Below are 23600 nucleotides of genomic sequence, written 5' to 3' on the forward strand. Positions count from 1 at the left end.
CCGCTCGCCCGCCCCGGGAGGGACCGGGATCATGCGGGACATGGGAACGACGAGCCCGCCCCTGCACCTGCCGGACCTGCGCGACGGGGACCTCCTGCTGCGCCGGCACACCCCCGCCGACGTGGACGGACTGCTCGCCACCGCCCTGGACGAGCAGACGCGGCGCTGGACGGTCGTGCCGGTCCCCTACGGCCGCGCGGACGCCGAGGCCTACCTCGCGCACCTGGAGGACGGCCTGCGGCAGGGGGTGGCCTCGTTCGCCGTGGAGCACGAGGGCCGCTACGCGGGCACGGTGCGGCTGCGCCCGGACGGCGGCGGCTGGGCGGAGGTGGGTTTCGGCACCGCCCCGCACGCCCGGGGGCGGGGGCTGACGACCCGCGCCGTCCGGCTCCTGCTGCGGTGGGGTCTGGAGGAGCTCGACCTCGACGGCGTGCGCTGGCGCGCCCAGGTCGGCAACCGGGCCTCGCGCCGGGTGGCGTGGCGGTGCGGGTTCCGCGTCGAGGGGACCGTGCGCGGCCTGTGCCTGCAACGCGGACAGCGGCACGACGGGTGGGTCGGCTCCCTGCGCCGCGGGGAGCCGCTGGAGCCGGCCACCCCCTGGCTGGAGGTTCCCGAGCTGCACGGGGACGGGGTGCGGCTGCGCGCCCTGCGCCCCCGGGACGCCGCCCGCGTCGCGCAGGCCTGCACGGACCCGACCACGCAGCACTGGCTGCCGTCGCTGCCCTCGCCGTACACCGTGGCGCACGCGGAGGAGTTCATCACCTCACGGACGGAGGTCGAGGCGTCCGGCGAGGAGCTCACGTGGTGTGTGGTCGACGACGCCGACCGCTGCCTGGCGGCGGTGTCCCTCTTCCTCACCGGCCGCGGCCCGGGCGCCGGAGAGCTGGGCTGGTGGGCGCACCCGGCCGCGCGGGGACGCGGGGTCGTGACCCGCGCGGCGCGTCTCGCGGCCCGGCACGCGTTCGCGCCCCCGGAGGAGGGCGGGCTGGGGCTGCACCGGCTGCTGGTGCGCGTCGCGGCCCCGAACTCCCCCTCGCGGGCGGTGGCGGAGCGCCTCGGGGCGCGGCGGTCGGGCGTCGACCGGGACGCCGAACTGCTGCGCGACGGGCGGCGCGAGGACATGCTCCGCTTCGACCTGCTGCGCGGCGAGCTGACCTGAGCGACGACCCCGGCCGTGTGCGGCGCCCCGGGGCGCCGCACACGGCGCGCCCGGGGCGGAGCTCAGGACGGCAGGAGCCGCCGCACGAAACCCTGCACCGTCGGCCCGGTGCGGTAGGACTGCACCAGGGTCGCGTTCAGGGCGATGTTCGCCCCGGCCAGCACCGGCACCAGGTACTGCGACAGCCGCTGCCGGCGCTGCCACGCGGCCAGCTCCGCCGGGGTGCGCTCGGTGGGGATGGAGGCGTCCTTCACGTCCACCAGCTCACCGCGGGCGTGCAGCTCCTCGGCGAGGCGCCCGACCTTCATGCCGCTGTAGGCGGCGAAACCCGTGGCCAGCGCGCCGGCGACCACGGTGGCGGCCTTCGCGGCGCCCACGGCGGCGTACCCCTCCTGCGCGAGCAGGCGGTGGCCGCTGCCCTGGGTGAGGCGCGCGCCCATCACCAGGGTCACCGCGACACCGCCCCACTGCGCGGGTGCGAACCTCGTCCACGCCGAGCTCGCCACGCGGATCCGGTCGATGCCCTGGGTCAGGTCGGCCCCGGACTTGTTGACCCCCGCGATGCCCATCACCGCCCCGCCGAACCACAGCGCCGACCCCAGGTCGTGCACCGCCTGCGCCAGCGCCTGGCGTTCCGTCCCGCTCACGTCGTCCCCCTCGTCCCCACCGGCGGCCCCGTGCCGCCCGCTGCCCGCGCGGTACCCACCCCGTGCCGGACGATGCCCGGCGCACCGGCGGAAACCGCAGGACACCGCCCGGCCGGACGTGGGAGCGTCCCGGCGTGGACGCGGACGAGCGGGTGTGCTTCCTCGGGGACTCCTTCGTCGCCGGGGTGGGCGACCCGGCGCACCTGGGCTGGGCCGGGCGCCTGGCCGCGTCCGCCTCCGCCGCGGGCCGGCGGCTGACCGCGTACAACCTGGGCGTGCGGCGCGACACCTCCGCGCAGGTCCTCGCCCGCTGGGAGGCGGAGTGCGTCCCGCGCCTGCCCGGCGGGTGCGCGGCGCGGGTCGTGGTCTCGTTCGGCGTGAACGACACCACGCTGGAGGACGGGCGGCCGCGGGTGGAGCCGGAGCGCTCCCCGCTGCACCTCGCGGCCCTGCTGGACGGCGCGGCGGCGCGGCGGTGGCCGGTGCTCGTCGTGGGGCCGCCGCCGGTGGCGGACACGGCGCAGAACGGGCGGACGGCGGTCCTGGACGAGGCGTTCGGCGGGGTGTGCGCGACGCGGGGGGTGCCGTACGTGCCGGTGCTCGGCGCCCTGCTGGCCGACGCGGTGTGGAGGTCGCAGGTCGCGGCGGACGACGGGGCGCACCCGGCCGCGGAGGGCTACGCGCGCCTGGCCGCCCTCGTCCGCCCGGTGTGGGAGACCTGGCCCGGCTGAGCGCGGCTCAGCCGTCCCCGGGCCCGGGGAGCGGCACCCCGCACCCCGGGCACCGCGCGGGCACGGGGTCCTCCGCGAGCCGGCCGCACTCCGGGCAGACCCGGTGCAGCCAGCAGACGTCCTCGCCGCCGCCCGTTCCCGTCACGGCGCCATCCTCGCGCGGCGGGCCGGGATCCGGCGCGGGCGCCGGGACGAGGGCGCCGGGACGAGGGCGCCGGGACGAGGGCGCCGGGGACGAGGGCGCCGGGGACGTGGATGCTGGGGGCGTGGACGACGACCTCGACGACCGGCTGGCCCGCGCCCTGGGTGCCGGCCGCGCCGACGACCTGGTCGATGTCGGGTGCGACCTGGCCGAACGCGGCCGCCACACCGAGGCCCTGCGGTGTTTCGAGCGCGCCGTGGAGCTCGGGGCGGCGTGGGCGTGGTTCGACGTCGCCAACACCCTGCGCGACCTGGACCGGCCGCGGGAGGCCGTCCCCGCCTACCGCAGGGCCCTGGCGGCCGGGGAGGGCGACGCCTGGCTGAACCTCGGCCTCGTCCTGCAGGACCTCGGCGAGAGCGCCGCCGCCGCGGAGGCCCTGCGCAGCGCCGCGGAGGTCGCCGGGCAGCCGGAGGGGTGGCTGGCCCTGGGGTGGCTGCTGCACGAGGAGGGCGACCAGCCGGGCGCGGAGGCCGCCGCGGCGCGCGCCGCCGGGGCCGGGCTCCGCCGTGCCGCGGGCGTGCTGGCGGCCTGGCGCTGGAACGCCTCCCCCGACCCCGCCTCCGCCCCCGCGCTGGAGGCCGACCTGAGGGCGGGCGCCGCGGGGGACGGTCTCGTGCGCGCCGCCCTGGCGGACCTGCTGCTGGCCACGGGCCGTGTCGCTGCGGCCCGCGCGGAGCTGGAGCTCGGGGCGAAGCTCGGCCAGCGGGAGTGCTGGCTGCCCCTGGGCAACCTCCTGGCGGACGGGCCCCCGGACACCGGCACCGGCGTCGACGAGGACGCCGCGCAGGACGCCTACCGGGCCGGGATCGCGGCGGGCGACGACAACTGCCACCACAACCTCGGCGTCCTGCTGCTGCGCCGCGGCGACCTCACCGGCGCGCGGGAGTGCTTCCGCGCCGGGGCGGCCGCCGGGGACGCCGTCGCCGAGGCCGCCCTGCACCGCCTGCCCGACGGCTGAGCCGCACCCGGGCGCGTGTCGTCCCCCGTGCCCGCCCGGCGGTACCGGGATCATCCCCGGTGGGGAGGTGGACGCGGGCGATGACTTCCCGGCGGCCCCGTGGTCCAACCCCCCGACGCACACCACGAACAGGACGCGAGGAGCACCGATGCGCATCATCGTCAGCGAGTTCATGAGCCTCGACGGCGTGATCCAGGCCCCCGGCGGCGAGGAGGAGGACACCGACGGCGGTTTCGCCCACGGTGGCTGGTCCATGCCGTACTTCGACGTGGAGGTCATGGGCCCGGTGATGGACGAGGTCATGCGCGGCACCGACGCCATGCTCTTCGGCCGGCGCACCTGGCAGGCCAGCGCCGCCGCGTGGCCGGGGCGGTCCGGCGACCCGTTCACCGACAAGATCAACGCGATCCCCAAGTACGTCGCCTCCCGCACCCTCACCACGGACGAGCTGTCGGTGTGGGCCGGCTCGGAACTGCTGCCCGCCGACGACGCGATCGGCGCGGTCCGCGCGCTGCGCGAGCGCGACGGCGGCGGCCTGCAGGTCTACGGCAGTGCGTCCCTGGCGGCGCAGCTCGTCGAGCACGACCTCGTCGACGAGTACCGGATCATGGTCGAGCCGGTCCTGCTGGGCGGCGGCAAGGGGTTCTTCCCCCGCGACGGCCGGGCCCGCCCCCTGGAGCTGGTCTCCACCACCACCGCCGGCACCGGCGTGCTGGTGTGCACCTACCGGCCCGTGCGCGGCTGAGCCCGCCGCCCGCCCCCGCCGCTCACCCGGGCGGCGGGGGCAGGCCCAGCACCTTGCGGAACAGGTCGCGCCGCCACACGGTGCGCATCACGAAGAACCACACGACCGCCGCGGCCACCACGAGCGGGGCCTCGAAACCCCCCGGCTGCACCAGCCCGAACCAGCGCGCCAGCGCCGGCACCGAGAGCACCACGACCAGGGTGGCGAGCAGGCACGCCACCAGCAGGGCAGGGCGCCTGTCCCGGCTCACCGGCGCCCAGCCGGTGAAGAACCGCGTGGGCGGCTCCAGGAACAGCACGAGCAGGAACCCGGTGAGGCAGGCGAAGAACGACAGCCCCATCTGCGCGACCGCGGTCGCCGTGGTCTGCGCGAAGTCGGGGTGGTCGCGGGCCAGGCCGGTGAACGCCTCGAACTTCAGCCAGGCGTCCTCGGGCAGGTGGCCGCCGGGTGCCGTCAGCCGGCCCAGGATGGTGAACATCGCGGCGTACAGGGCGATGGCGAAACCCCCGGTGACGACCGCGGCCGGGACCACGAAACGCACCAGGTTGCCGATCAGGTGCGGATCTGGCCGCTGCGGGCGCGCCCACGCCGTGAGGAACAACGTCGGCACGCCCACCGTGAACAGGGTCAGCGAGCCCTGCGCCGGCTCGTACGGGAACCCCAGCCCGAGGACGGCGACCCCGACGATGACGCCCATCGACACCGCGACGCGGGTGAGGAACAGCGTCGCGACCGGCGGGATGGCGCCGATGACGCGCTGACCCTCCCGGTGCGCCAGCGGCAGCGGCTCGTAGGAGTCCTCCAGCAGCAGCACGTCCGCGGCGTCGCGCGCGCCCCCGCTGCCGCTGCGGGTGGCGATGCCGACGTGCGCGCGGCGCAGCAGCCCGCTGTCCGCGGCGGAGTTCGCGGCCACCGCGACGTAGTGCCCCGCGCCGAGGAGGGCCTCCACGACCCGCTCGCGCCGGCGGCGGGACGTCCCGCAGAACAGCGAGCGCCGCGCCACCAGCGCCTCCAGCGCGGGGTCCTCCGCGCGCGCCACGTCGCCTGCGGGTACCGGGTCCTCCGCGGGCAGGCCCAGCCGGGCGGCCACCGCGGCGGTGTCGGCGCAGCCCTCCTCGGAGAGCAGCACGACCCGCACGCCCCGCGCGCGCAGTTCCGCCAGCGCCTCCGCGGCCCCCGGGCGCAGCTCGTCCGCGAACGTCACCAGGGCGAGCGCCTCCAGGGCGGGCAGGGTGGGCGTCCCCGCCGCGTCGCGCAGCCGGCCGCCCGGGTCCGCGGCGCGCGCCAGCAGCCGCACCCGCAGCCCGGCCCGCGCGGCGGAGTGCAGCGCGGCGTCCGGGGGCGCGGCGCCGGCGAGGGCCGGGCGCAGGACCTCGGCGTCCCCCAGCACCAGGACCCGGTCCGCACCGGCGGCGGGCCCGTCCAGGACCACCCCGCTCCAGCTCCCGGGACGGGCCGCGGCCACCTCCTCGCGGACCTCCTGTCCCGCACCGCTCGTCCCGCCGGGCAGCGCCTCCCGCAGCGCCGCCACGACGGGGTCCGGCGAGGAGGAGCCGTGGGCGAGGGCACCCAGCAGGGACCGGAGGCGCTCCGCCCCGGCCGCCGGGTGCAGCGGGTGCGCCTCCGACAGCTCCACCCGGCCGGTCGTCAGCGTTCCCGTCGTGGCGCTGCACAGGACGTCGACGTTGCTCAGGGACTCCACCGCGTTGACCTGCTGCACCAGCACGCCGTGGCGCGCGATGCGCGCGGCGCCGGCGGAGTACGACAGCGTCACGAGCAGGAACAGCCCCGAGGGCACCAGGCCCGTGAGCACCGCGCTGATCTGCACGACCCGCACGAGCGGCAGCCCCTCCATGAGGGCCTGCGCGAGGATCGCGGAGCCCATGAGGACCGCGGCGAGGATGACGACCCGCACCACCTGGTCGATCCGCTGCTGCAGCGGCGTCCTCGACGGCCGCCACGACGGGGCGGCACCGGCGCCTGCGGGTTCCGGGGCGCGCACGCGCTGGTGGGCGGAACCGGCCACCACGACACCGCCGGGCGGCAGTTCCTCCCCCGCGCCCCGGCTCACGGGCGGGCGGTCGTGCGGCCCGGGCTCGTCCACCTCGACGCGGCCGGGACCCTCCACGGGACCGGGCAGCAGGACCTGCTCCCCCGGCTCCAGGCACACCAGGTCCCCGACGACGAGCTCCTCCGGCGCGACCTGCGCCTCCCGCCCGTCGCGCACCACGCGGACCCGCGCGCCGTGCCGGCGTTTCAGGGCGTCCAGCTCCCGCTTGGCGCGCATCTCCTGCACGGCACCGATGAGCGCGTTGAGGAGCCCCAGGCCGGCGCTGACGACCGCGTCGCCGTACCGGCCGAGGGCCAGCAGGGCCAGGCCGATGCCGAACAGGACGTTGTTGACGAGGGTGAAGAGGTTGGCGCGCAGGATCTGCCCGTAGGTGCGTCCTCCGGCCGCGCGCCGCAGGGGGCGCCCGTGCCGGCGGCGGGCCTGCCGGACCTGCTCCTCGTCCAGCCCGTGCGGTGGTGTGACCACCTCGCTCCGCACGTGCCCGTCACCGGGCCTGCGGTGTTCGCCTGCGCACCTTCGGACCCTAGGTGCGCGGCGCCCCGGACCGCCACGCGAGCGGGCGGCGCGCGCTGACACCCCTGCTGCGGCGGCTGCGCGACACACCGCCGGCGCCTGCGACGGCGTGGCGCCGGCCCGCTGCAGCGGGAGTGTCAGCCGCAGCGCCCCCCGGCCCGGCGGGCGCGGACGGCGGCGGTCAGCCCACCGGCCGCCGCGGCACCCGCGAACGCCCACGTCGCGACGGGCGAGACGTCGAGCACCGTGCACACCACGGTGGCGAGGACGCACAGGACGAGGACCAGCGAGTCGGACGTGCTCAGACCGCTGCCCGCACGGGTGCGGCGGCTCGGAGCGGTGCGGGCGGTGGTGCTGTCCACGGTGCCTCCAGGTGTTCGGCAGGGGGTTCCCGGTTCGTGCTCCGAGCCTGGCACCGCCCCCGGGCCCGCACGGGTGCGCCGCGTCACGGGTTCCGGTGCCGGGTTCACGCCTGCCCGGTGACGGATGTCATGTCCCCGCACCCCGGCCGCGGCGCTCACCGACCGCCCGCTGCCTGGCGCCCAGCGCCGCACGCTCCGCCTCACCCGGTGCCAGCGCGACGGCGCGGGCGTACGCGCCCAGCGCCGCCGCGTCCTGCCCCGCCGCCTCCAGCAGATCGGCACGCGCTGCGTGGTAAAGGAACAGGTCCTCGCCGTGCCGGACGCCGTCGAGGACCTCCAGCCCCCGGTGCGGGCCGTGCGCACGACCGGCCGCGACGGCCCACGCGATGCGCTGCGCGGGAGAGCCGGCGACGCGGTCGAGCAGCGCGTGCAGCTGGGCGATGCGCACCCAGTCGGTCCCGGCCGCGTCCGGGGGCCGGACGTGTTCCAGGGCGATGGCCGCCTGCAGGGTGTACGGGCCCACCGGCCGGCGCCGGTGCGCGGCGTGCTGCAGGACCCCGGCGACGAGCTGCTGCGCCTCGGTGATGGCGTCGCGGTCCCACAGCGAGCGGTCCTGCCGGTCCAGGAGGACCGCGACCCCGCCGGGGCCGGAGCGGGCCCGGCGCCGGGAGTGCTGGGCGAGCATCAGCGCCAGCAGGCCGGAGGCCTCGTACCGCTCGGGGGCCTCAGGGCCCAGGAGTTCCCGCACGAGCCGGCCCAGCCGCAGCGCCTCCTCCGCGAGGTCGGTGCGGTCGGCGTCGGCGTACCCGGTGGTGAACAACAGGTACACCACGCCGAGCACGCCGTCGATCCGGCCCGGCAGGTCCTCCCGCGACGGCACGCGGTACGGGATGCCCGCGTGGGAGATCTTCGCCCGCGCGCGGACCAGGCGTTTGGCGACCGCGGCCTCGGTGGTCAGGAACGAGCGCGCGATCCGCTCCGGCGTCCAGCCCAGCACCGTGCGCAGCGTCAGGGCGACCCTCGCCTCGAGCGGGAGCGCGGGGTGGGCGCAGGTCAGCACCAGCCGCAGCCGGTCGTCCCCGATCTCGTGCTCGGCGTCCCGCACCAGCAGCCCGCGCTCGACGGCCACCGCGTAGCGCTGGGAGGTCGACTCCCGCCCACCGGCACGGCGCAGCAGGTCGATCCCGCGGCGTCGCGCCGTGGTGACGAGCCACCCGGCGGGACGGTCCGGGACGCCGTCCCGCTCCCAGCACGTCAGGGCACGCTCGCACGCGTCCTGCAGGGCGTCCTCGGCGACCTGCCAGTCGCCCACGGCGGCGATGACGGCGGCCGCGATCCGGGCGTGGTGGGGGGGGGGGCCCCCCCCCCCCCGGGTCGCGACCTCCGCCGCCGTGGGCCGGCGCACGGCTCAGAGGGGCCAGACCGGGCGGACCTCGATGCGCCCGAAACGCGCCATCGGGTGCGCGGCCGCGATCGAGACCGCGTCGTCGAGGTCGTCGGCCTCGACGAGGTCGAAACCGGCGATCCACTCCCGGGTCTCCGCGAACGGCCCGTCGGTGACGAGCCTCTCGCCGCCGCGCACGCGCACCGTCGTGGCGTCCTCGACCGGGCGCAGCCGGTTGCCGGCCAGGTGGCGGCCCTGCTCCTGCAACCCGGTGAACCACTTCTCGACGTCGTCCGACGCCTCGTCGTAGGGCTCACCGGTCGGGTCGGTGCAGATGAACAGCACGTACTGCATGATCACTCCTCGTCGGCGTGGCCCCGGTGGCCACTCGACCACATGACGCACCCGCCCCGGCCGGGAGGACACCACAGCCCGTGTGATCCACGTCACTCCCTTCCGCAGGCGCGCGGCCGGGTGGGGGCGCCGGTGCCCTACAGTCCGCCGGTGCACCGGCCGCCCCCCGCCCTCCCGTCCCCGCCGCACCGGGAGCCGCCGGGAACCCGCCTGCGGTCGCTGGACGCGCTGCGGCTGCTCGCCGCGGTGGCCGTCGTCCTGTTCCACCTCACCGCCCGCGACCACACCCGCTGGGGGCCGCTGCCCGCGGAGGTTTTCCCGCACCTGTCGGAGGCGACGCGCTACGGCTACGCCGGGGTCCACCTGTTCTTCGTCATCAGCGGTTTCGTGGTGCTGATGTCGGCGTGGGGACGCAGCGTCCCGGAGTTCCTCGCGTCCCGGGTGGGCCGCCTGTACCCCGCCTACTGGGCGGCGGTCCTGCTGACGGCGGCGCTGCGGTGGGCCTGGCCGACGTTTGGGGACCGCAGCGCGGGCGAGGTCCTGGTGAACCTCACGATGCTGCAGGACCTCGTGGGGGTGGCGCGGGTGGACGGGGTGTACTGGACGCTGTGGGTGGAGCTGCAGTTCTACCTCGCCGTGGTGCTGCTCCTGCTCCTCGGGATCACCCGCCGGGCGGTGCTCACCGCCGCGGCGCTCGTGCCGCCGGTGTGCACCGCCGTGACGCTCGCGGCGCCGGCCGCGGCGGGGGCGGTGACCCTTCTGGGGTTCGCGCCCCTGTTCGCCGCCGGGATGGTCCTCCACGTGGTGCACCGCGACGGTTCCACGCCGGGCCGCTGGGCGCTGGTGGTGCTGAACACCGCGCTGGCCGCCGTCGTCGCCGCGGCGCACCACGCCGGCGCGATCGACGCCATCACCTCCGGCCGCCCCACCTCGCCCGCCGTGCTGGCCGCGGTGGTCGCCACGGGGGTCGCGCTGGTGGCGGTGGCCGTCCTCGTGCCCGTGGTGCGGGACGTGCGGTGGCGGGTGCTCACCTGGCTGGGGGCGCTGACGTACCCGCTGTACCTGACGCACGAGTACGTCGGCTGGGCGCTCGTGGAGGTGCTGCACCCCGCCGTGGGACGGGGCGCCACGCTGCTGCTGACCGTGGCGGGCTGCGCGGGGCTGGCCTGGCTGCTGCACCGCTGCGTGGAGCGCCCCCTGCAGCGGCCGCTGCGCGACGCGGTGCTGCACCTGCTGCGGCGCAACGCCCGGCGGGCGCCGACGAGGACGCCCGGCCGGACCGGCCCTCACGGCACGGCGGCCTCGGCCGGGAGGCGGTAGACGGACACGTGGGAGCGGGAGTCGGCGGTGAAGGCGGCTCCCGCCCAGTCCGCGTGCCTGCTCTCCAGCTCCAGGCCGGCGAGCCGCGCCATGAGGTCCAGCTCGGCCGGCCAGATGTAGCGGTGGGGGGCTGCGGAACAGCTCCACGGGCCCGTCCCCGCCGAACCGGACGTGGTGCGAGACGACCTGCTGGTCCAGGACGTCGTAGGTGTCGAGGCCGAGGTAGCCGGGCTCGCAGCCCCACACCACGGCCTGCTGCCCCGGCGGGAGCTTGCGCAGCTCCGGGACCCACAGCTCCACCACGAACCGGCCGCCCGGGACGAGGTGGCGGGCGGCGTTGCGGAAGCACGCGACCTGCGCGTCCTGGGTGAGCAGGTTGGAGACGGTGTTGTACACGAGGTAGACGAGCGTGAACTCCCCGGGCGCCCGGGCTGCGGCCATGTCGCCCACGACGACGGGGAGCGCCGCCTCGTCCGCCTTCGTCCGCAGCCGCGCGAGCATCGCGGGGGACAGCTCGATGCCGGTGACCGGCACGCCGCGCGCGGCGAGCGGCACGGCCACCCTGCCGGTGCCGACGGCGAACTCCAGCGCGCGCCCGCCCCCGGCGAGTTCCGCGAGGCGGTCCACGGCCGGTCCGAGCACCTCGGGGGCGAACATCCCGGTGCCGGGGGTGTCGTAGTTCCGGGCGGTCCCCTCGCCCCAGATCTCCTGGTCCACGGGCTTCACGATCGCCACCGGGCGGCGGGCGCGTCCACCGGTTTACCCGCTCCGGTGCCCGCTCCGGGGCTCACCCGGGTTCAGAGCACCCGCAGGGCCCCGGCCGTGTCGCGCTCCCGCCGGGCGAGGGCGTGCAGGACGGCGACGTCCCCGGAGCGCTGCCGGGCCGCGGCGACGAGCAGGTCCACGGCGAGCGCGACCGCCCGCCGCGGCGCCCGCACGGGGCTGCCGACGCCGAGCGCGAGGTCCTCGGTGTGGACGGCGATCTCCACGCAGCGGGTCCGCAGGTACTCGTCGAGCAGCATCTCCTCCCCCTGCCGGTGCAGGACGGCGACCCGCCGCCCGGGCGGTTCCCCCGGCAGCCGGCCGCGCAGCCGCCCCAGCGCCTCCCGGGCCTGCGCGGCCACCGCGGCCGGGCCGTCCAGTGCGGTGGTCTCGCTGCGCCGGCGGACACCGGTGTTCAGGTCCGAGCCCGGCACGGTGGTGCCCTCCAGCCGGGCGTAGTACGTGCGGGCCGTCACGAGCGGGCCGTCGGTGACGGGGGCGTCGAGGTACCACTCCACCTGCAGGACGCTGCGGGCCAGGTGGGCTGCCAGCGCGCCCACCGCCATGCCGGGCAGCACGGAGTCCTGCCCCCACCGGGCGGCCACCTCGCCGCTCCCCACCAGGTCCACCGCCACCGCGGCGGCCTCGGCGTACACGTCCCTCGGCCCGGTCGTCACGGTCGCGGAGTCTGCCACCGGCGCCGTCCCGCCCGGAGCGGTCCCGGCCGGCACCCACCGGGTCCGCCTGTTCGCGCGGACCGGTCAGCTCGCGCGCGAGGGCGGCGGGAACGGTCCGCCCCGTCCCCATCCGCGGAGGGCGTCGCACCGAACGGGGGGCGCGGGGACGGGTCTCGCGTCCACGGAGGACCACCACGTCAACGTGCACAACGCGGAGTTCCCCGCCGGCGCGCTGCGCGGCCAGCTCGGCTGATCGCACCGAGCACCACGGTTCGAGCGCCGCCGCTCCCGGGTGCCTCGCGGGGGGAGCGCCCGGGAGCGGCGGCGCTCACGGCCCGCCGCGGGACCGGCCCGGGTCAGCGGGCCGCGAGGTCGTGCAGCGGCCGCAGGGCGGGCGCCTCGTCCAGCCCGTCCAGCGGCACCGCGCACCACACCGTCTTGCCCTCCGCGGTGGGCCGGGTGCCCCAGCGCGACGACAGCACCCCGACGAGCTGCATGCCGCGGCCGCCGGTGGCCTCCACGTCGTCCTCGCGGACCACGGGCAGGGCGGCGGAGCAGTCCTCGACCTCCAGCAGGACCTCCCGCCCGGTCCGGGACAGCCGCACCCGCGCCGCCGAGCCGCCGTGGCGCACGGAGTTCCCGACGAGCTCGCTCAGCAGCAGCAGGCACGTGTCGGCGGTGTCCTCGCCGATGCCCTGACCCGCCAGCCACACCGCCGCGGCCGAGCGCGCCGGGCGCACCTGCGCGGGATCGGCCGGCACGTCGTGGGTGAACGGGACCCCGTGAGGCGCCTGCCGCTCCGGCGCGGGCACCCCGGGGCGGCGCACGACGAGGGCGAGGCAGTCGTCGTCGTCCAGCGCGCACGTCACCACGTCGGTGAGCAGGCGCGCGGCGAGCTCGGAGGGCGGCACCGCGGCGAGCTCCGCGGCCAGTTCCGCGGCGGTCCCGGCGAGCTCGCGCAGCCCGGCGGAGACGTCGTGGGTGCCCTCGATGAGGCCGTCGGTGTAGAGGACGAGGGACTCCCCCGGCGCCAGGACGACCTCGCGGACGGCGAAGCTGCCCGGGTCGGGGTAGCCGATGCCGAGGCCCTCGGCGCTGACCTCGCGGGCCGCGCCGGGCGACACCACCAGCGCGGGCGGGTGCCCGCCACCGGCGAGGCGCACCCGACCGGTGGGGGGGTCGACGACGGCGACGAGGAGGGTGGCGAGCAGCTCGGGGCTCGTGACGTCCAGGACCGCCGCGGCGCGGGCCACGAGGTCCTCCAACGGGCAGCCCGCCACGGCGAGGGTGCGCACGGTGGTGGTCACGGCGAGCGCGTCGCGGGTGGCGGCCGTGCCGCGTCCCATGGCGTCGACGACGACGACGAGGACCTCCCCCGAGGGCAGCACGAGCCAGTCGTAGAGGTCGCCGCCGGCGGGGGCGCTGGCCGCGGGTTCGTAGGCGACGGCGAGCTCCAGGCCCTCGACGGCCAGGGCGGGCGGGCGGACCGCGCCCGAGAGGGCGGCCACGTCACGCCGCTGCGCGCGCTCGCGCTCGGTGAGGTCGACGAGCGCCCGCTCGGCGTTGTCCGCGCGCTCCGCGGTGGACAGGTCCCGCAGGGTCACCACGGCGCGCACGGACTCGTCGCCGCGGACGGGCACGACCCGCACCCCGACCCGCACGGGGCCGCCCTGCGCGGACGGCACGACGGCCTCGCCGGGCACGGCGGGCCGCTGCCCGCGCGCGAGGTCCCGCATCTGCGCGACGTCGCACACCCCGGGCACCAGCTCCTGCAGCGGGCGCCGGCGCACGGGGCGGCCGGCGCCCAGCAGCCGGGTCGCGGCCGGGTTGGCCTCCACGACGCAGCCGGTGGTGTCGACGGCCACGATGGCGTCCTCGACGGTGCTCATGATGAGGCGGCTGCGGGCACCGAGCTCGGCGAGGCGCTCGCGGACCATCTCGTCGGCGCGCCAGGACGCGATGCCCACCGCCGCCGCCGCCGCGAGCAGGCCGGCGTGGATGAGCGCCCACAGCCACGGGCGCTCCTGCGCCTGCGGGTGGTTGAAGATCGTGTGCCCGGCGAGGGTGCCCAGCAGGCCGTGGTGCAAGAGGACGAACCCGACGGCGGTGAGGAACGGCGCCCACGTCTGGTAGGCGGCAGCGGCGCCGACGACGACGAAGAAGAGGAAGTGCGCCTCGATGAGGCCGCCGGAGAGGTGGACCGCCATCGCGGTCGCGATCATCAGCGCGAGCATCACCGCGGACGAGGCCGCCTCCCGGCCCCTGCGCCCGGAGCCGGCGAGGGTGGCCACGGCGGCGGCGGCGACGACGGGGACGCCGTCCACGAGCGCGTGCAGGGGTCCCCCGGCGAGTGCGGCCCAGACCAGGACCACGGCGCCGGAGGCCCAGGCGGCGGCGAGGAAGACCCGGTGCCGGGAGAGCCAGACGGCGTCGGGCAGGGGGGTGCCCCGGGGCAGCACCCTGCGACGGGTCGGCCCGTGGTCAGCTGCCTGGTACAGGGGTGCGTCCTCACGTCGGCGGCGGGGGCGGGGGTGCCCCGCTCCTGTATCGGCACGCACGCGACGGACCTTGATGCCTCACCCGGGCCATCTCCGGGGCGTCCCCGGGCCCTCCCCGGGCCGTCTCGGGGCCCGCCGGTGACCGGCGGAGCGGCTGCTCACAGCATCGCGGGGACCCCCGCCTCGCCGCTGGTGACGACGCGGTCCCGCCCGGCGCGCTTGGCGGCGTAGAGGGCCACGTCCGCGCGGCCGACGAGCGCGGTGACGCTCTCGCGGCGGTCCCACTCGGCGACGCCCGCGGAGAACGTCTGCCCCGCGGGCGTCGTGCCGCGCAGCCCCTCCAGGGCCTCCTGCACCTCGCGCAGGGTGCAGCCGACCGCCATGGCCTGGAACTCCTCCCCGCCGTAGCGGGCCAGCACGATGCCGGAGCCCTGCAGGCCCGTACGCCACGCGGTCGCCGCGCCCTGCAGGAGGCTGTCGCCGGCCTGGTGGCCGAAGGTGTCGTTGAAGTTCTTGAACCGGTCGAGGTCGAGCATCGCGACGACGAGCGGCAGCCCGTCCAGCAGCGCCTTCTCCTGCAGCCGCTGCAGCTCCGCGTCGGCGGTGCGCCGGTTCGGCAGACCCGTCAGGCCGTCGGTGCGGGCCATCGTCGCCAGCGCACCGGCCTGCTCCTGGACGCGGGCGAGCAGGCCCGCCATGCGCAGCACCACGAGGACGAACAGGGCGGTGGAGCTGACGACGACCGCCCAGGCGTCCAGCCGCGCACCGGCCAGGAGCTGCACCGCCAGGACGCCGGGGGCCACGAGGCTGGCGACGGTGAGCGCGGCGAGGCGGGCTCGGGTGAAGACGGCGGCGGACTCCGGGGCGGGCTCGGAGAGCTGCCGCATGGAGGGGTGCAGCGCCGCGGCGCCGAACAGCAGGTAGGACGCCGCGAACAGCACGTTGGCCGCGGCGTAGGCGTCCACGCCGAGCACCTCGGTCAGGCCGTGCAGCTCGGAGAGCTGGAAGCCGGCGTCGCCGCCGAGCAGCGCGAGCGCCGCCGCGGCGAGCAGCCGGAACGAGGCCGTGCGGGCGCCGGGGGTGGTCAGCAGCCGCACGAGCAGGCCGACGACGAGGACGCCCCCGAGGGGGTAGGCCGCCGCGACGGCGGTGGTGAGCAGGCCGGCGTCGGGGTCGGCCAGCGTGGGACCGAGCAGCAGCACCCAGCACAGCAGGGCGACGCTGATGGTGAAGACGCTGGAGTCGATGAGGCTCTCGCGGTCCCGGCCGGGCTGCCGGCCACGCACCAGCAGCATGAACGCCACCGCCAGGGCCGGGTACGCCGCGAGGTAGGGGACGTCCGCGACCGAGGGGAAGGGCTCCTCGTGCAGCACCCACGCCTGCCAGGACCAGACGAGGTCACCGGCGGCGAGCAGCGCGACGGCACCGGCCAGCCACAGCCACGGCAGCGCGCGCAGGGGCCGGTGGCCGCGGGCACCCGCCAGCACGGCCACCGCACCGGCCAGCGCCAGGCCGCCGACGGCGACGTCCTTCACGGCGCCCACGGGCAGCAGCGCGAACGCCACCAGCGCGACGGCACCCGCCGCCGCGTACGCCCGGAAGACCCACACCGCCATGCCCGACCATCGGCACCCGGCGCAACGGGCTTGAGCCGTCTCACCCGATCGCCGCACGGAGATGGCGACCTATAGGAGAATTCACGACCTGCCGAGAACGAGGCCCAGTTGATCCGCAGTCCTTGCGCCTGGGCTACTCATCCCGTTGCGCTTGGCAGCGCAGACTGTGCCGGCGTCGATGGTGACGTCGGCACGCAGCACCGCGTCGAGCGTGGCTGCACGACTCCTGCTGAAGCGCCCCGACAGCACCAACGATCGACTGCACGAGAAGCCGGTGCGACGAGCGGTGCACAACGGCTACGGGCAGAACAGTGGGCGGCGTGGGCCCTGCGGCGCCCGACACAGGCACGGGACCGAGGGCGTGCCTCGATTCCCGAGACTTCGCTCGATCGCCTCCGGAAGGGCGGCAGGCTGCCGTCGGCTCGGGAACCTCGCGGCACCCGATCCTCGCGAAGCGCTTCACACGGATGCTTGCCCCCGGGAATGATGTCGCCTGTCGCTGCCGGCGAGGTCTCACGAAGGGAAGGCACACGATGCGTGGAGCGAGCCTTTCGTTGACCGTTCTGCTGATCGGCGCCGTCGTAACGCTCGGCGCGGCAGGCGCGGCCTACCTGTGGCCTCAGTCGAGCCAGGTGAGCAACGCTCTGATCATGGCCTTCATCGGCCTCATCTTGACCGTCGTTTGCGAGAACAGGGTGCGTCTGCACGAGATGGAGGCGACGATCATGTCATCCTCGCGCGAACTCGCCGTCCACCGAGACATCCGTCGGCGCACGGAGGGATCTCCGGAGCTGCGTGCGGCCTACGAGTCGACACGCGAGGATCTCGACCTGCTCAGCCAAGGTTCCTACCGGATCCGCACGCTGGTGGAGACCTACTCGGACGACACGAGGAGGATTGAGCGGATGCGCGGCGGTGAAGTGCTCCGATCCACGGCCCCCGTTGACACACGATCACCTGCTGAAGCGCTCCGTCAGTTCTCTAAGCCCCAGTACCAAGCCTCGATGCGCGCCCACGAAGCGGCCGCCCGTAGAGGCGTGAAGGTACACCGCATCTACCTGCTCCGGAGCAGATCGATGATGACCGACGCCGATGTCGCCCACCATCTAAGGGATATCGGTCGACGACACCGCAACCTTGAGATTCGTGTGCTCTTCCGGGATGAGGCGTCACTGGATCCAGACTCACTGGACTTCCTCGTGTTCGGTGACCGAGCGGTGTCGGTGGGTCAACTGGATCCCGATACCGGAGTTGTCAACAGTGCGGTGGTGCACACCGCACCGGAGAAGGTCTACCAGTACGTCCGCCGCTATCAGATGCTTTTGGACGCCTCAGAGCCGCTTCCGACGGCCTGAGGTCGCCGTACCACCTGTCGCCGTCTTGACGGAGCGGTGAACCGCTGGTTCCCGAAGGGTGCCCTGCGGCACCGAGTGCTTCTTGTCCTGCTCGGCTACCGTTACCGACGACTCACGCGGACCGTCGCAAAACCCTTGCGAGATTCCTCCGCCGAGCGCAGAATGACAACCACGCGACCTGGTCGACGCACCGGCCATCAAACAGCCGGAGCCGCAGTCGAGCGAGCGCTCGCCGAGGCGGGCGACACGCAGAGGTAGGAGCCGGGCATGGAGATGGCGCAGTACACGCTCTCGGCAGCCGAAGCACAGGATCTTGACGAGCTCAGCCGACAACTGGCTACTCACGGGTATGACACCGACGGCCACGGCCTATCAGGGCACTCGTGGCGCCTGCTCCGCCAGGTGCCCGAGGACGTTCAAAACTTCATTCACGCCTTCAAGCACGAGGAGCGCACATCCGCTTGCCTCGTGCGTGGCCTCCGGGTCAACGATCGGGAGATTGGCGCAACTCCTTTGCACTGGTCCGATCTGGAGGCGCAACTGCGAACGCGCCCCAGCGCTACCGCTCTACTCCTCTACGCGCTGTGCTTGGGTGGTGATGTCTTCGGCTGGTCCACACTGCAACGAGGCCGGCTCGTGACGGACGTGCTGCCCATACCTGGGGAGCAGTCACAGCAGAGCGGTCACGGACAGACTCTTCTCGAGTGGCACACGGAGGATGCCTTCCATCCGCAGCGCTGTGACTACCTGCTGCTTCTCGGACTGCGCAATGATGACCGAGTTCCGACGACCGTGGCGTCGATCCGCGACATCCAACTCCCTGAGCAGTGCGCCGGGTTGCTCCGGCAACCGCACTTCGTCATTCTGCCCGACAATGAGCACATCCGGCAGCTCACTGCCACGGATCCGACACACCGGGCACTGGAGCAGTTGAGAACTATGCGCGACAATCCGCAACCAGTTCCGATCCTCTACGGCGACCACCTGGCGCCGTACATGTGCGTCGACCCGTACTTCATGCGATGCGTCGAAGGGGTGAATCCCGCTGCGCAGGCGGCACTCGACCAGCTCGTGCGATGCCTGGACTCGAAACTGTCGTCGGTAGACGTGCAGCCTGGCACGCTGCTGATCATAGATAATCACACAGCCGTGCACGGCCGCGCGGCATTTCGTGCGCGTTTCGACGGACGCGATCGCTGGCTGAAGAAGGCAACTGTGACCATGGACATCCGCGCGTCTCGGCATCTGCGCCGCACCGCGCGGTCACGAGTGCTGTACTGATCAAGAATCCTAGCAACCCTTGATCACGAGCTAGGAGCCCTCAACGCCCCGAGAAACCTCGAACACGCCGACTCCCCGCTGATTGACCACTGCCAACCTCCCCGACTCGATCTCCGCAGCGGCGAAGACGGGCGACATCACAGGCATGTTCAGCACCGGAGAGAGGGTGGGCATGTCCCATCCACGTATGGTTTCATCTGCACTTACACTAATGAGCACAGGCGACCTCCCTCCGGCGACGACAATCCCCAGCCCAGAGCCCTTGTGACCTGCAACGCTCATGTGGTTGCCAGACCCGATCGCCCACGAGCAGATCCTGCCGTCATCGCCAGTGGAAAACAGAGACGTGGTGCCGTCGCAAGTAGCCGCGACCAATGACCTCACGGCGCTGGTGTGACCTTGGAAGGTGGCTACAGGACCGGCCGAGAGGTCGGATGCCTCCCAGACAGTGACTTTCGCGTCATCCCCTCCACATGCGACGAGAACACGGTTGTCGTGCCGGAAGCAGCAGACGGCACGCAGCCAATCATCGCCGGCGCGAGCCGATTGGAGAGGCCCCGACCGAAGATGCCGCAAATCCCACAACCGGAGCAGGCCGTCGTCTCCAACACTGAAAATCAAGTCATGCTCTGACCGCCCCGGAACGTCCGCAAGAGCCCTGAGGGATCCACTCGCCACATCGAGCTCGGCATCTACCCCCTTCTCCCCCGGCCTCCAAATCACGACTCGACCGTCGTCCCCGCAAGACACCAACCGAACGGGCCCTGGCCCACCGACACGGCAGAGTGCACGCACCCAGTCGTCGTGAAGCCGTACAGCGAACTGCTCGGGCTCCGCACGGGAAGGCTCCCAAACTCGGACGAAACCATCAGTTCCTCCGGTCGCGAAGCGGCTCCTACCGTCTCCCAGTGCACAGATCGTCCTGTACCACGTCTGAGCGGGCGGGCGGATGGAACTCTCCGTGAAACCTGGGGGGTATGACCACGCACGGATGGATCCGTCGTCGCTGCCGGTGAAGATGATCGCACCTTCCGCCGACGGCGACGAAATCACAGCAGCATCGCGAACCCAATCATTGTGTCCTCGGTAGCGTCTGGTGTCCAGGACCCGATCTTGATCGTCGAGGCGATGCACGATCACCTCCTGCTCAAGCCCGCCCGTGACCACATTCCACCCATGAGCGGTCTGGAACGTGCCAACGCATCGCAGGGAACGCCGGCTCGGCGATCCGAGTGCTTGGCCCTCGCACATTCCAGGCGACCACAACCTCACGGCACCGTCGTCTCCAGCACTAATCAGCCTGATGCCATCTGGGCGCTCGAGTACTGCCAGTGCGCGCACAGCTCCATCGTGGGCATGAAATGAGCCCACGCTCTCGAGGCCTTCGAGATCCCACAGCGCCACAGTGCCGTCAGCGTGCCCGCTGGCGAGACTCGCCTTTCCGTCCGCGTCTGCATATGCAGCCAGGGCAAGCACCCACCCATGGTCCACGTGTAGAACCTCTGCTTGCTGGCCTCTCCACACGCGCACAGTCCCGTCATCGCCGCCACTTACGAGCACTTCGACCCCGGCAACATCGCATGCTATGACGGTACGGACCCAGTCGGTGTGTCCCAGCAGTAGGACCGACTCCGAGGCACCGACTCCACTGAGCCGATGCACGTGGACGGCGCCGTCATCGCATGCCATGGCCAAGCGGTCTGCCACGTGGCCGCCGAGATGGGCGAGGGCCCTAACGGTGCCACCGCTCCGTGCGACGACGCGCGACTCCCCTTCGGACCCAATCGGCCAAGAGCGGACGGTCCGATCCGCGCCGCCGGACAGAAGCAGGTGCCGTCCACCGCGCTGCACGACATGGACCGCTGTGACCCAGTCTGCATGACCTAGATCATTGGACTGATCCGTAGGTCTGAACCAGATGACACCTCCGGTCTCATCGGTCGGGTAGGCCTCTCGCAAACGAGCAGCAACACCGCCCTCCCTCGAGTAGTGTGCCGCCAGAGCCAGGAGTGCCGCGTTCGTCTCCGGGCGGTCTCCCAATTGAGGAAGGGCCAACGAGTGCACGCGGGCCTCGGCCGGAGGAGGCGTGCCACCGGCCATACGCGTCAAGGCCAAGTGGAGCTCTCCAGGCGAGCAAGTGCTGAGGAAACGGGGGTTCCGCACGAGGCCTGACAGCTCGCCCGCTGCCCTGGCGTGTCCAGGAAGAAACCGCCTGATATATGAGTGGACATGGCGCCACTCCATGTTCTCCGCCTGCTCCACCAGATACATCACGAGAGCGCGCTGGTCGACGTCACCGGCTCCGGGCATGGACTCCGCCGACCACAGGAGCTGCTGCTGGCGCTCAGCCAGAACCGTCGCGGTAAGCGCTTCGTGAAAGATCCGAACAGTTCGTTCTCCCGCTGCCAAGTTTTGCTCGAGAAGGTACTCGGCGGCGGTACGGCGAAACTCGTCGATCTCTGCCTTGGTACAAACTTGTCCGGTCAACCGTGCCACTGCGCCGGCCCAGAGGTTGACGGGCCAGCCTTGGCCGAGCGAGAGAGCAACGGGCAGGAGCAACTGCCAGGCGCGGTCAGGGTTCGCCAACCGCTCCACGAACAGCTTCATGGCCCCCGAAACGGTCTCCGGCAGATCGTCGCGGGCCCAGGCCTGACCGCGGTGATGCGACTGCGCCCGTGCCAAGGCCAATAAGCCAGCGATCAGGAAGTTTCGGCCCGCGGCCGTGACGATGCTCGTGACGGCTACATCGATAGCGTCCCCCGGCATGTCGGGAGCCTCAGCGCCCAGGACGTGGTGGACAAAGTCGACGATGTCATCGGCCCGAAAGAAGTGGTCGTCATCCAGATCGACTGCCGAGTCAGGGTCGAGGAGGCGCACGAGATCCGGGTGGCCGGAGCGCAGAGCGACCACCACGTCCGCGAATCGGGAGACACGTCTCAGGAAGGTTGCAATCTGGTGCGCCGAAACACCAGACTCATCGAGCGAGTCAAGCACGAGCAGGGCGCGCGGACGTGCTCTGCCTCGAAAGTTGGGGAGCCGCTCGATCAAGGCGTTGCGTGACGACTCCGACGTCGCACCGGGATCACGAGGCGGCAGCGACAACCCGTCGGCGACTGCGTCGACCAGGCGATCCACCGTCCAGTTGCGCAGGTGCGCAGCGAAGTCGACCCGCTGATCCGCGGACATGACGATCTCCCGCAGGAGTGCGGACTTCCCGCAGCCCGCCGGACCCGTCACGAGCATCAGGGGCACCGCTAGATCGCCCCGTCGACGAAGGCGCGAAGGGCGGAGAGGGCGTTGGTGCGCCCAGTGAAGTGGGACCCCAGTGAGGGGCGGCGAAGGTCGTCGTCCTCCCAGCGCCAAGCGGCCCGGAGCTCGGTGTCGAGATGGGGCATCCACCCTACGCTGCGAGCGAGGACCGGGAAGGCCGACACGAGCCCGTCTAGCGTCACCATAAAGCCCACAGTCGGGGCGGCGGGGCGGCTGGCTCGGCTCGTGAGCATGCCGATGACCGCGTCGGAACCATCTTCCCGGACAGCACCTCCGCTGTACCCACCTTCAAACGGGAGATCTGAGTCGCTCACAACTTGGTATCGGTGGTGACCGACGCGATCGCTGATCGATCCACTGGTCGCCCTGACTGAGCTGCGAGCACGGCGGACGATATCACTCGGCTGGTGAAGCAGCTCAAGGCCCTGCATGGCCGACCCCGGTAAGCCCCACGCCCTCCAGCGCCCATTTTGATCGGCAATGCTGCGCCTTTCGGCGTAACGCAGGGGCGGCACCTCGGATGGACCGATCGGATAGGCGACGCGGAGCAGTGCGGCATCCAGCGCGGGAGCCCATCCGACGACCGATGCTTCCTGGAGCGACGTTGCGTTGAACAGGGGAGCAACTTCGACCTTGGCAGGTGGCGCCTGTCCCGGGCGTCCAGGATCGATGACGTGCGCACATGTGACGCACATGTCCGGAGTGACGTGGAAACCTACACCGCCGAGCCCTTGCCCGACCATGACGAGAACCGGCCAGGTCGGGTCCACGTCAGCAGTGCTCGCTTTCCTGACCGTCACCCAGGTCCTTCCGGCGCCAGTTGACGGTGACCTGCATGTGCCCCTCCAGCGCAGTCTTAGCCACGGTGATGCCGGCTTCGGCCGTCAGTTTGAGCCCGAACTCGATGCTCACCTCGTCCGCCTGCAGGTCGGTGATGCTTTCCAGTATCGCCCGCGCAGCGGGAATGAATCGTCCCATCGACTTCTCGAGCGACTCGTCGGCCTCTCGGACGCGGCGTCCGGAGAAGAGTCCCATGTCGTGCTCGGCACCTTCGGCGACAGGCTCCTGCGACTCCACCACCAGGCTCGCAGTGTCGCCAAGCCTGAAGATCACAAGATCGCTCACGTCAGTCGTTCCTCTCGCCTTGTTCGAGCACGCGGACCGGGATACAGAAGGAGGTACCTCTATACTGCAAGAACACGAACAAGAAGTCATTCAGGTAGAATCGTCATCCCAACTGCCGAGGCTAGTACGCCACACTCTCGTGCATCGGGACCGTAGCGGATCGAGTCGACTTCCCGACCAAATATAGCGCGGATGTGCGGTCAGCACAGCCGGAATGGGCCGCTCTGACGGAAGGGCTCAGCAGTTGAGCGAGCCTGGCGAGAGTCTGGACGCTGGGGCTGCTCCCACATCATGGCGACGCCGCGAAGGCATTCGTCTACGTGCTCGCCGCGGAGTCGAGGCGCTCACTCGGTCTATATTGGCGGCGGTCTCATCGCGCGGGACATCGATGCCGCTGAGGTTGAGGCACTGTGGGGGCACAGCCAGCACGCGAACGCCTTCTCGACCCACGATCGGAGCACCCTTCCACGCGCAACTTCCGGCGCCGAAGCGGTGTAGCGCTCAAATATTGGTGCCACTCTCGGTCTCCACCGCGATGCGCGGCAGCCGCCGCGAGTCGCGGCGCCAAGT

The 23600-nt window shown here is 73.2% G+C and carries 19 protein-coding genes and 1 pseudogene; 7 read left to right on the forward strand and 13 right to left on the reverse strand.

All coding sequences use genetic code 11. The annotated features are described in order from the left end of the window. The first annotated feature begins 40 nt into the window (after positions 1–40). Entirely contained in the window at positions 41–1159 is a 1119-nt protein-coding gene (locus ACYQBY_RS11090; protein ID WP_459643920.1) for a GNAT family N-acetyltransferase, read from the forward strand. A 62-nt stretch (positions 1160–1221) separates the two neighbouring features. Here the strand turns inward: ACYQBY_RS11090 and ACYQBY_RS11095 are convergent, their stop codons facing one another. Then, positions 1222–1806 carry a hypothetical protein gene (locus tag ACYQBY_RS11095; RefSeq protein WP_459643921.1) on the reverse strand — a complete coding sequence of 195 codons (585 nt, stop codon included), beginning with the start codon at positions 1804–1806 and terminating at the stop codon, positions 1222–1224. A 134-nt stretch (positions 1807–1940) separates the two neighbouring features. Here ACYQBY_RS11095 and ACYQBY_RS11100 point away from each other — a divergent pair, with 134 nt between their 5' ends. Beyond that, positions 1941–2537, forward strand: a complete 597-nt coding sequence (locus ACYQBY_RS11100; protein WP_459643922.1) for a GDSL-type esterase/lipase family protein — start codon at positions 1941–1943, stop codon at positions 2535–2537. Positions 2538–2544: 7 nt separating this feature from the next. Here ACYQBY_RS11100 and ACYQBY_RS11105 read toward each other — a convergent pair whose 3' ends face one another. Then, positions 2545–2682, reverse strand: coding sequence for a hypothetical protein (locus ACYQBY_RS11105; protein ID WP_459643923.1), 138 nt, complete (start codon positions 2680–2682; stop codon positions 2545–2547). Positions 2683–2803: 121 nt separating this feature from the next. Here ACYQBY_RS11105 and ACYQBY_RS11110 point away from each other — a divergent pair, with 121 nt between their 5' ends. Next, positions 2804–3697: a tetratricopeptide repeat protein gene (locus ACYQBY_RS11110; RefSeq protein WP_459643924.1), complete on the forward strand. Its 894-nt coding sequence runs from the start codon at positions 2804–2806 to the stop codon at positions 3695–3697. 148 nt (positions 3698–3845) lie between these two features. After that, positions 3846–4442, forward strand: a complete 597-nt coding sequence (locus ACYQBY_RS11115; RefSeq protein ID WP_459643925.1) for a dihydrofolate reductase family protein — start codon at positions 3846–3848, stop codon at positions 4440–4442. Positions 4443–4464: 22 nt separating this feature from the next. Here the strand turns inward: ACYQBY_RS11115 and ACYQBY_RS11120 are convergent, their stop codons facing one another. The 4 genes from ACYQBY_RS11120 to ACYQBY_RS11135 form a co-directional block, all read right to left on the reverse strand. Then, on the reverse strand, positions 4465–6978 hold the full coding sequence (locus ACYQBY_RS11120) for a P-type ATPase (protein WP_459643926.1): 2514 nt from the start codon (positions 6976–6978) through the stop codon (positions 4465–4467). A 185-nt stretch (positions 6979–7163) separates the two neighbouring features. Further along, on the reverse strand, positions 7164–7388 hold the full coding sequence (locus ACYQBY_RS11125) for a hypothetical protein (RefSeq protein WP_459643927.1): 225 nt from the start codon (positions 7386–7388) through the stop codon (positions 7164–7166). Positions 7389–7515: 127 nt separating this feature from the next. Then, positions 7516–8793, reverse strand: coding sequence for an RNA polymerase sigma factor (locus ACYQBY_RS11130; protein WP_459643928.1), 1278 nt, complete (start codon positions 8791–8793; stop codon positions 7516–7518). Positions 8794–8796: 3 nt separating this feature from the next. Continuing rightward, entirely contained in the window at positions 8797–9126 is a 330-nt protein-coding gene (locus ACYQBY_RS11135; protein WP_459643929.1) for a YciI family protein, read from the reverse strand. Between the two features lie 150 nt (positions 9127–9276). On the opposite strand from ACYQBY_RS11135, the gene ACYQBY_RS11140 reads away from it, so the two are divergent. After that, entirely contained in the window at positions 9277–10446 is a 1170-nt protein-coding gene (locus ACYQBY_RS11140; protein ID WP_459643930.1) for an acyltransferase family protein, read from the forward strand. Here ACYQBY_RS11140 and ACYQBY_RS11145 read toward each other — a convergent pair. The 4 genes and pseudogenes from ACYQBY_RS11145 to ACYQBY_RS11160 form a co-directional block, all read right to left on the reverse strand. Further along, a pseudogene (locus ACYQBY_RS11145) lies at positions 10413–11103 on the reverse strand (class I SAM-dependent methyltransferase). The gene ACYQBY_RS11140 and the pseudogene ACYQBY_RS11145 overlap by 34 nt on opposite strands. 140 nt (positions 11104–11243) lie before the next feature. After that, positions 11244–11885 carry a maleylpyruvate isomerase N-terminal domain-containing protein gene (locus ACYQBY_RS11150; protein WP_459643931.1) on the reverse strand — a complete coding sequence of 214 codons (642 nt, stop codon included), beginning with the start codon at positions 11883–11885 and terminating at the stop codon, positions 11244–11246. A gap of 356 nt (positions 11886–12241) precedes the next feature. Continuing rightward, positions 12242–14344, reverse strand: coding sequence for an ATP-binding SpoIIE family protein phosphatase (locus tag ACYQBY_RS11155; RefSeq protein WP_459643932.1), 2103 nt, complete (start codon positions 14342–14344; stop codon positions 12242–12244). 197 nt (positions 14345–14541) lie between these two features. After that, a complete protein-coding gene (locus tag ACYQBY_RS11160; protein ID WP_459643933.1) occupies positions 14542–15999 on the reverse strand; it encodes a GGDEF domain-containing protein in 1458 nt (485 codons plus the stop codon). A gap of 554 nt (positions 16000–16553) precedes the next feature. On the opposite strand from ACYQBY_RS11160, the gene ACYQBY_RS11165 reads away from it, so the two are divergent. Both ACYQBY_RS11165 and gntD read left to right on the forward strand, forming a co-directional pair. Continuing rightward, positions 16554–17354 (forward strand): hypothetical protein, encoded by an 801-nt coding sequence (locus tag ACYQBY_RS11165; RefSeq protein WP_459643934.1) that lies wholly within the window; start codon positions 16554–16556, stop codon positions 17352–17354. Positions 17355–17621: 267 nt separating this feature from the next. Continuing rightward, positions 17622–18635 (forward strand): guanitoxin biosynthesis L-enduracididine beta-hydroxylase GntD, encoded by a 1014-nt coding sequence (gntD, locus tag ACYQBY_RS11170; RefSeq protein WP_459643935.1) that lies wholly within the window; start codon positions 17622–17624, stop codon positions 18633–18635. A 30-nt stretch (positions 18636–18665) separates the two neighbouring features. Here the strand turns inward: gntD and ACYQBY_RS11175 are convergent, their stop codons facing one another. Genes ACYQBY_RS11175 through ACYQBY_RS11185 form a run of 3 tightly spaced genes read right to left on the reverse strand, consistent with a single transcriptional unit; the run spans position 18666 to position 23030 of the window. Next, positions 18666–21878, reverse strand: coding sequence for an AAA family ATPase (locus ACYQBY_RS11175; RefSeq protein ID WP_459644382.1), 3213 nt, complete (start codon positions 21876–21878; stop codon positions 18666–18668). An 11-nt stretch (positions 21879–21889) separates the two neighbouring features. Then, on the reverse strand, positions 21890–22648 hold the full coding sequence (locus ACYQBY_RS11180; RefSeq protein ID WP_459644383.1) for a trypsin-like peptidase domain-containing protein: 759 nt from the start codon (positions 22646–22648) through the stop codon (positions 21890–21892). Positions 22649–22676: 28 nt separating this feature from the next. Continuing rightward, positions 22677–23030: a CU044_2847 family protein gene (locus ACYQBY_RS11185; protein WP_459643936.1), complete on the reverse strand. Its 354-nt coding sequence runs from the start codon at positions 23028–23030 to the stop codon at positions 22677–22679. Positions 23031–23600: the final 570 nt, after the last annotated feature.

The organism is Kineococcus anabasis (assembly GCF_054590795.1).

Excerpts from the sequence above, each read along its gene's own strand:
- gntD (WP_459643935.1), top strand. The coding sequence starts at position 17,622 with ATGGAGATGGCGCAGTACACGCTCTCGGCAGCCGAAGCACAGGATCTT.
- ACYQBY_RS11175 (WP_459644382.1), bottom strand. The coding sequence starts at position 21,878 with ATGCTCGTGACGGGTCCGGCGGGCTGCGGGAAGTCCGCACTCCTGCGG.
- ACYQBY_RS11160 (WP_459643933.1), bottom strand. The coding sequence starts at position 15,999 with ATGGCGGTGTGGGTCTTCCGGGCGTACGCGGCGGCGGGTGCCGTCGCG.
- ACYQBY_RS11090 (WP_459643920.1), top strand. The coding sequence starts at position 41 with ATGGGAACGACGAGCCCGCCCCTGCACCTGCCGGACCTGCGCGACGGG.
- ACYQBY_RS11180 (WP_459644383.1), bottom strand. The coding sequence starts at position 22,648 with ATGGTCGGGCAAGGGCTCGGCGGTGTAGGTTTCCACGTCACTCCGGAC.
- ACYQBY_RS11115 (WP_459643925.1), top strand. The coding sequence starts at position 3,846 with ATGCGCATCATCGTCAGCGAGTTCATGAGCCTCGACGGCGTGATCCAG.
- ACYQBY_RS11135 (WP_459643929.1), bottom strand. The coding sequence starts at position 9,126 with ATGCAGTACGTGCTGTTCATCTGCACCGACCCGACCGGTGAGCCCTAC.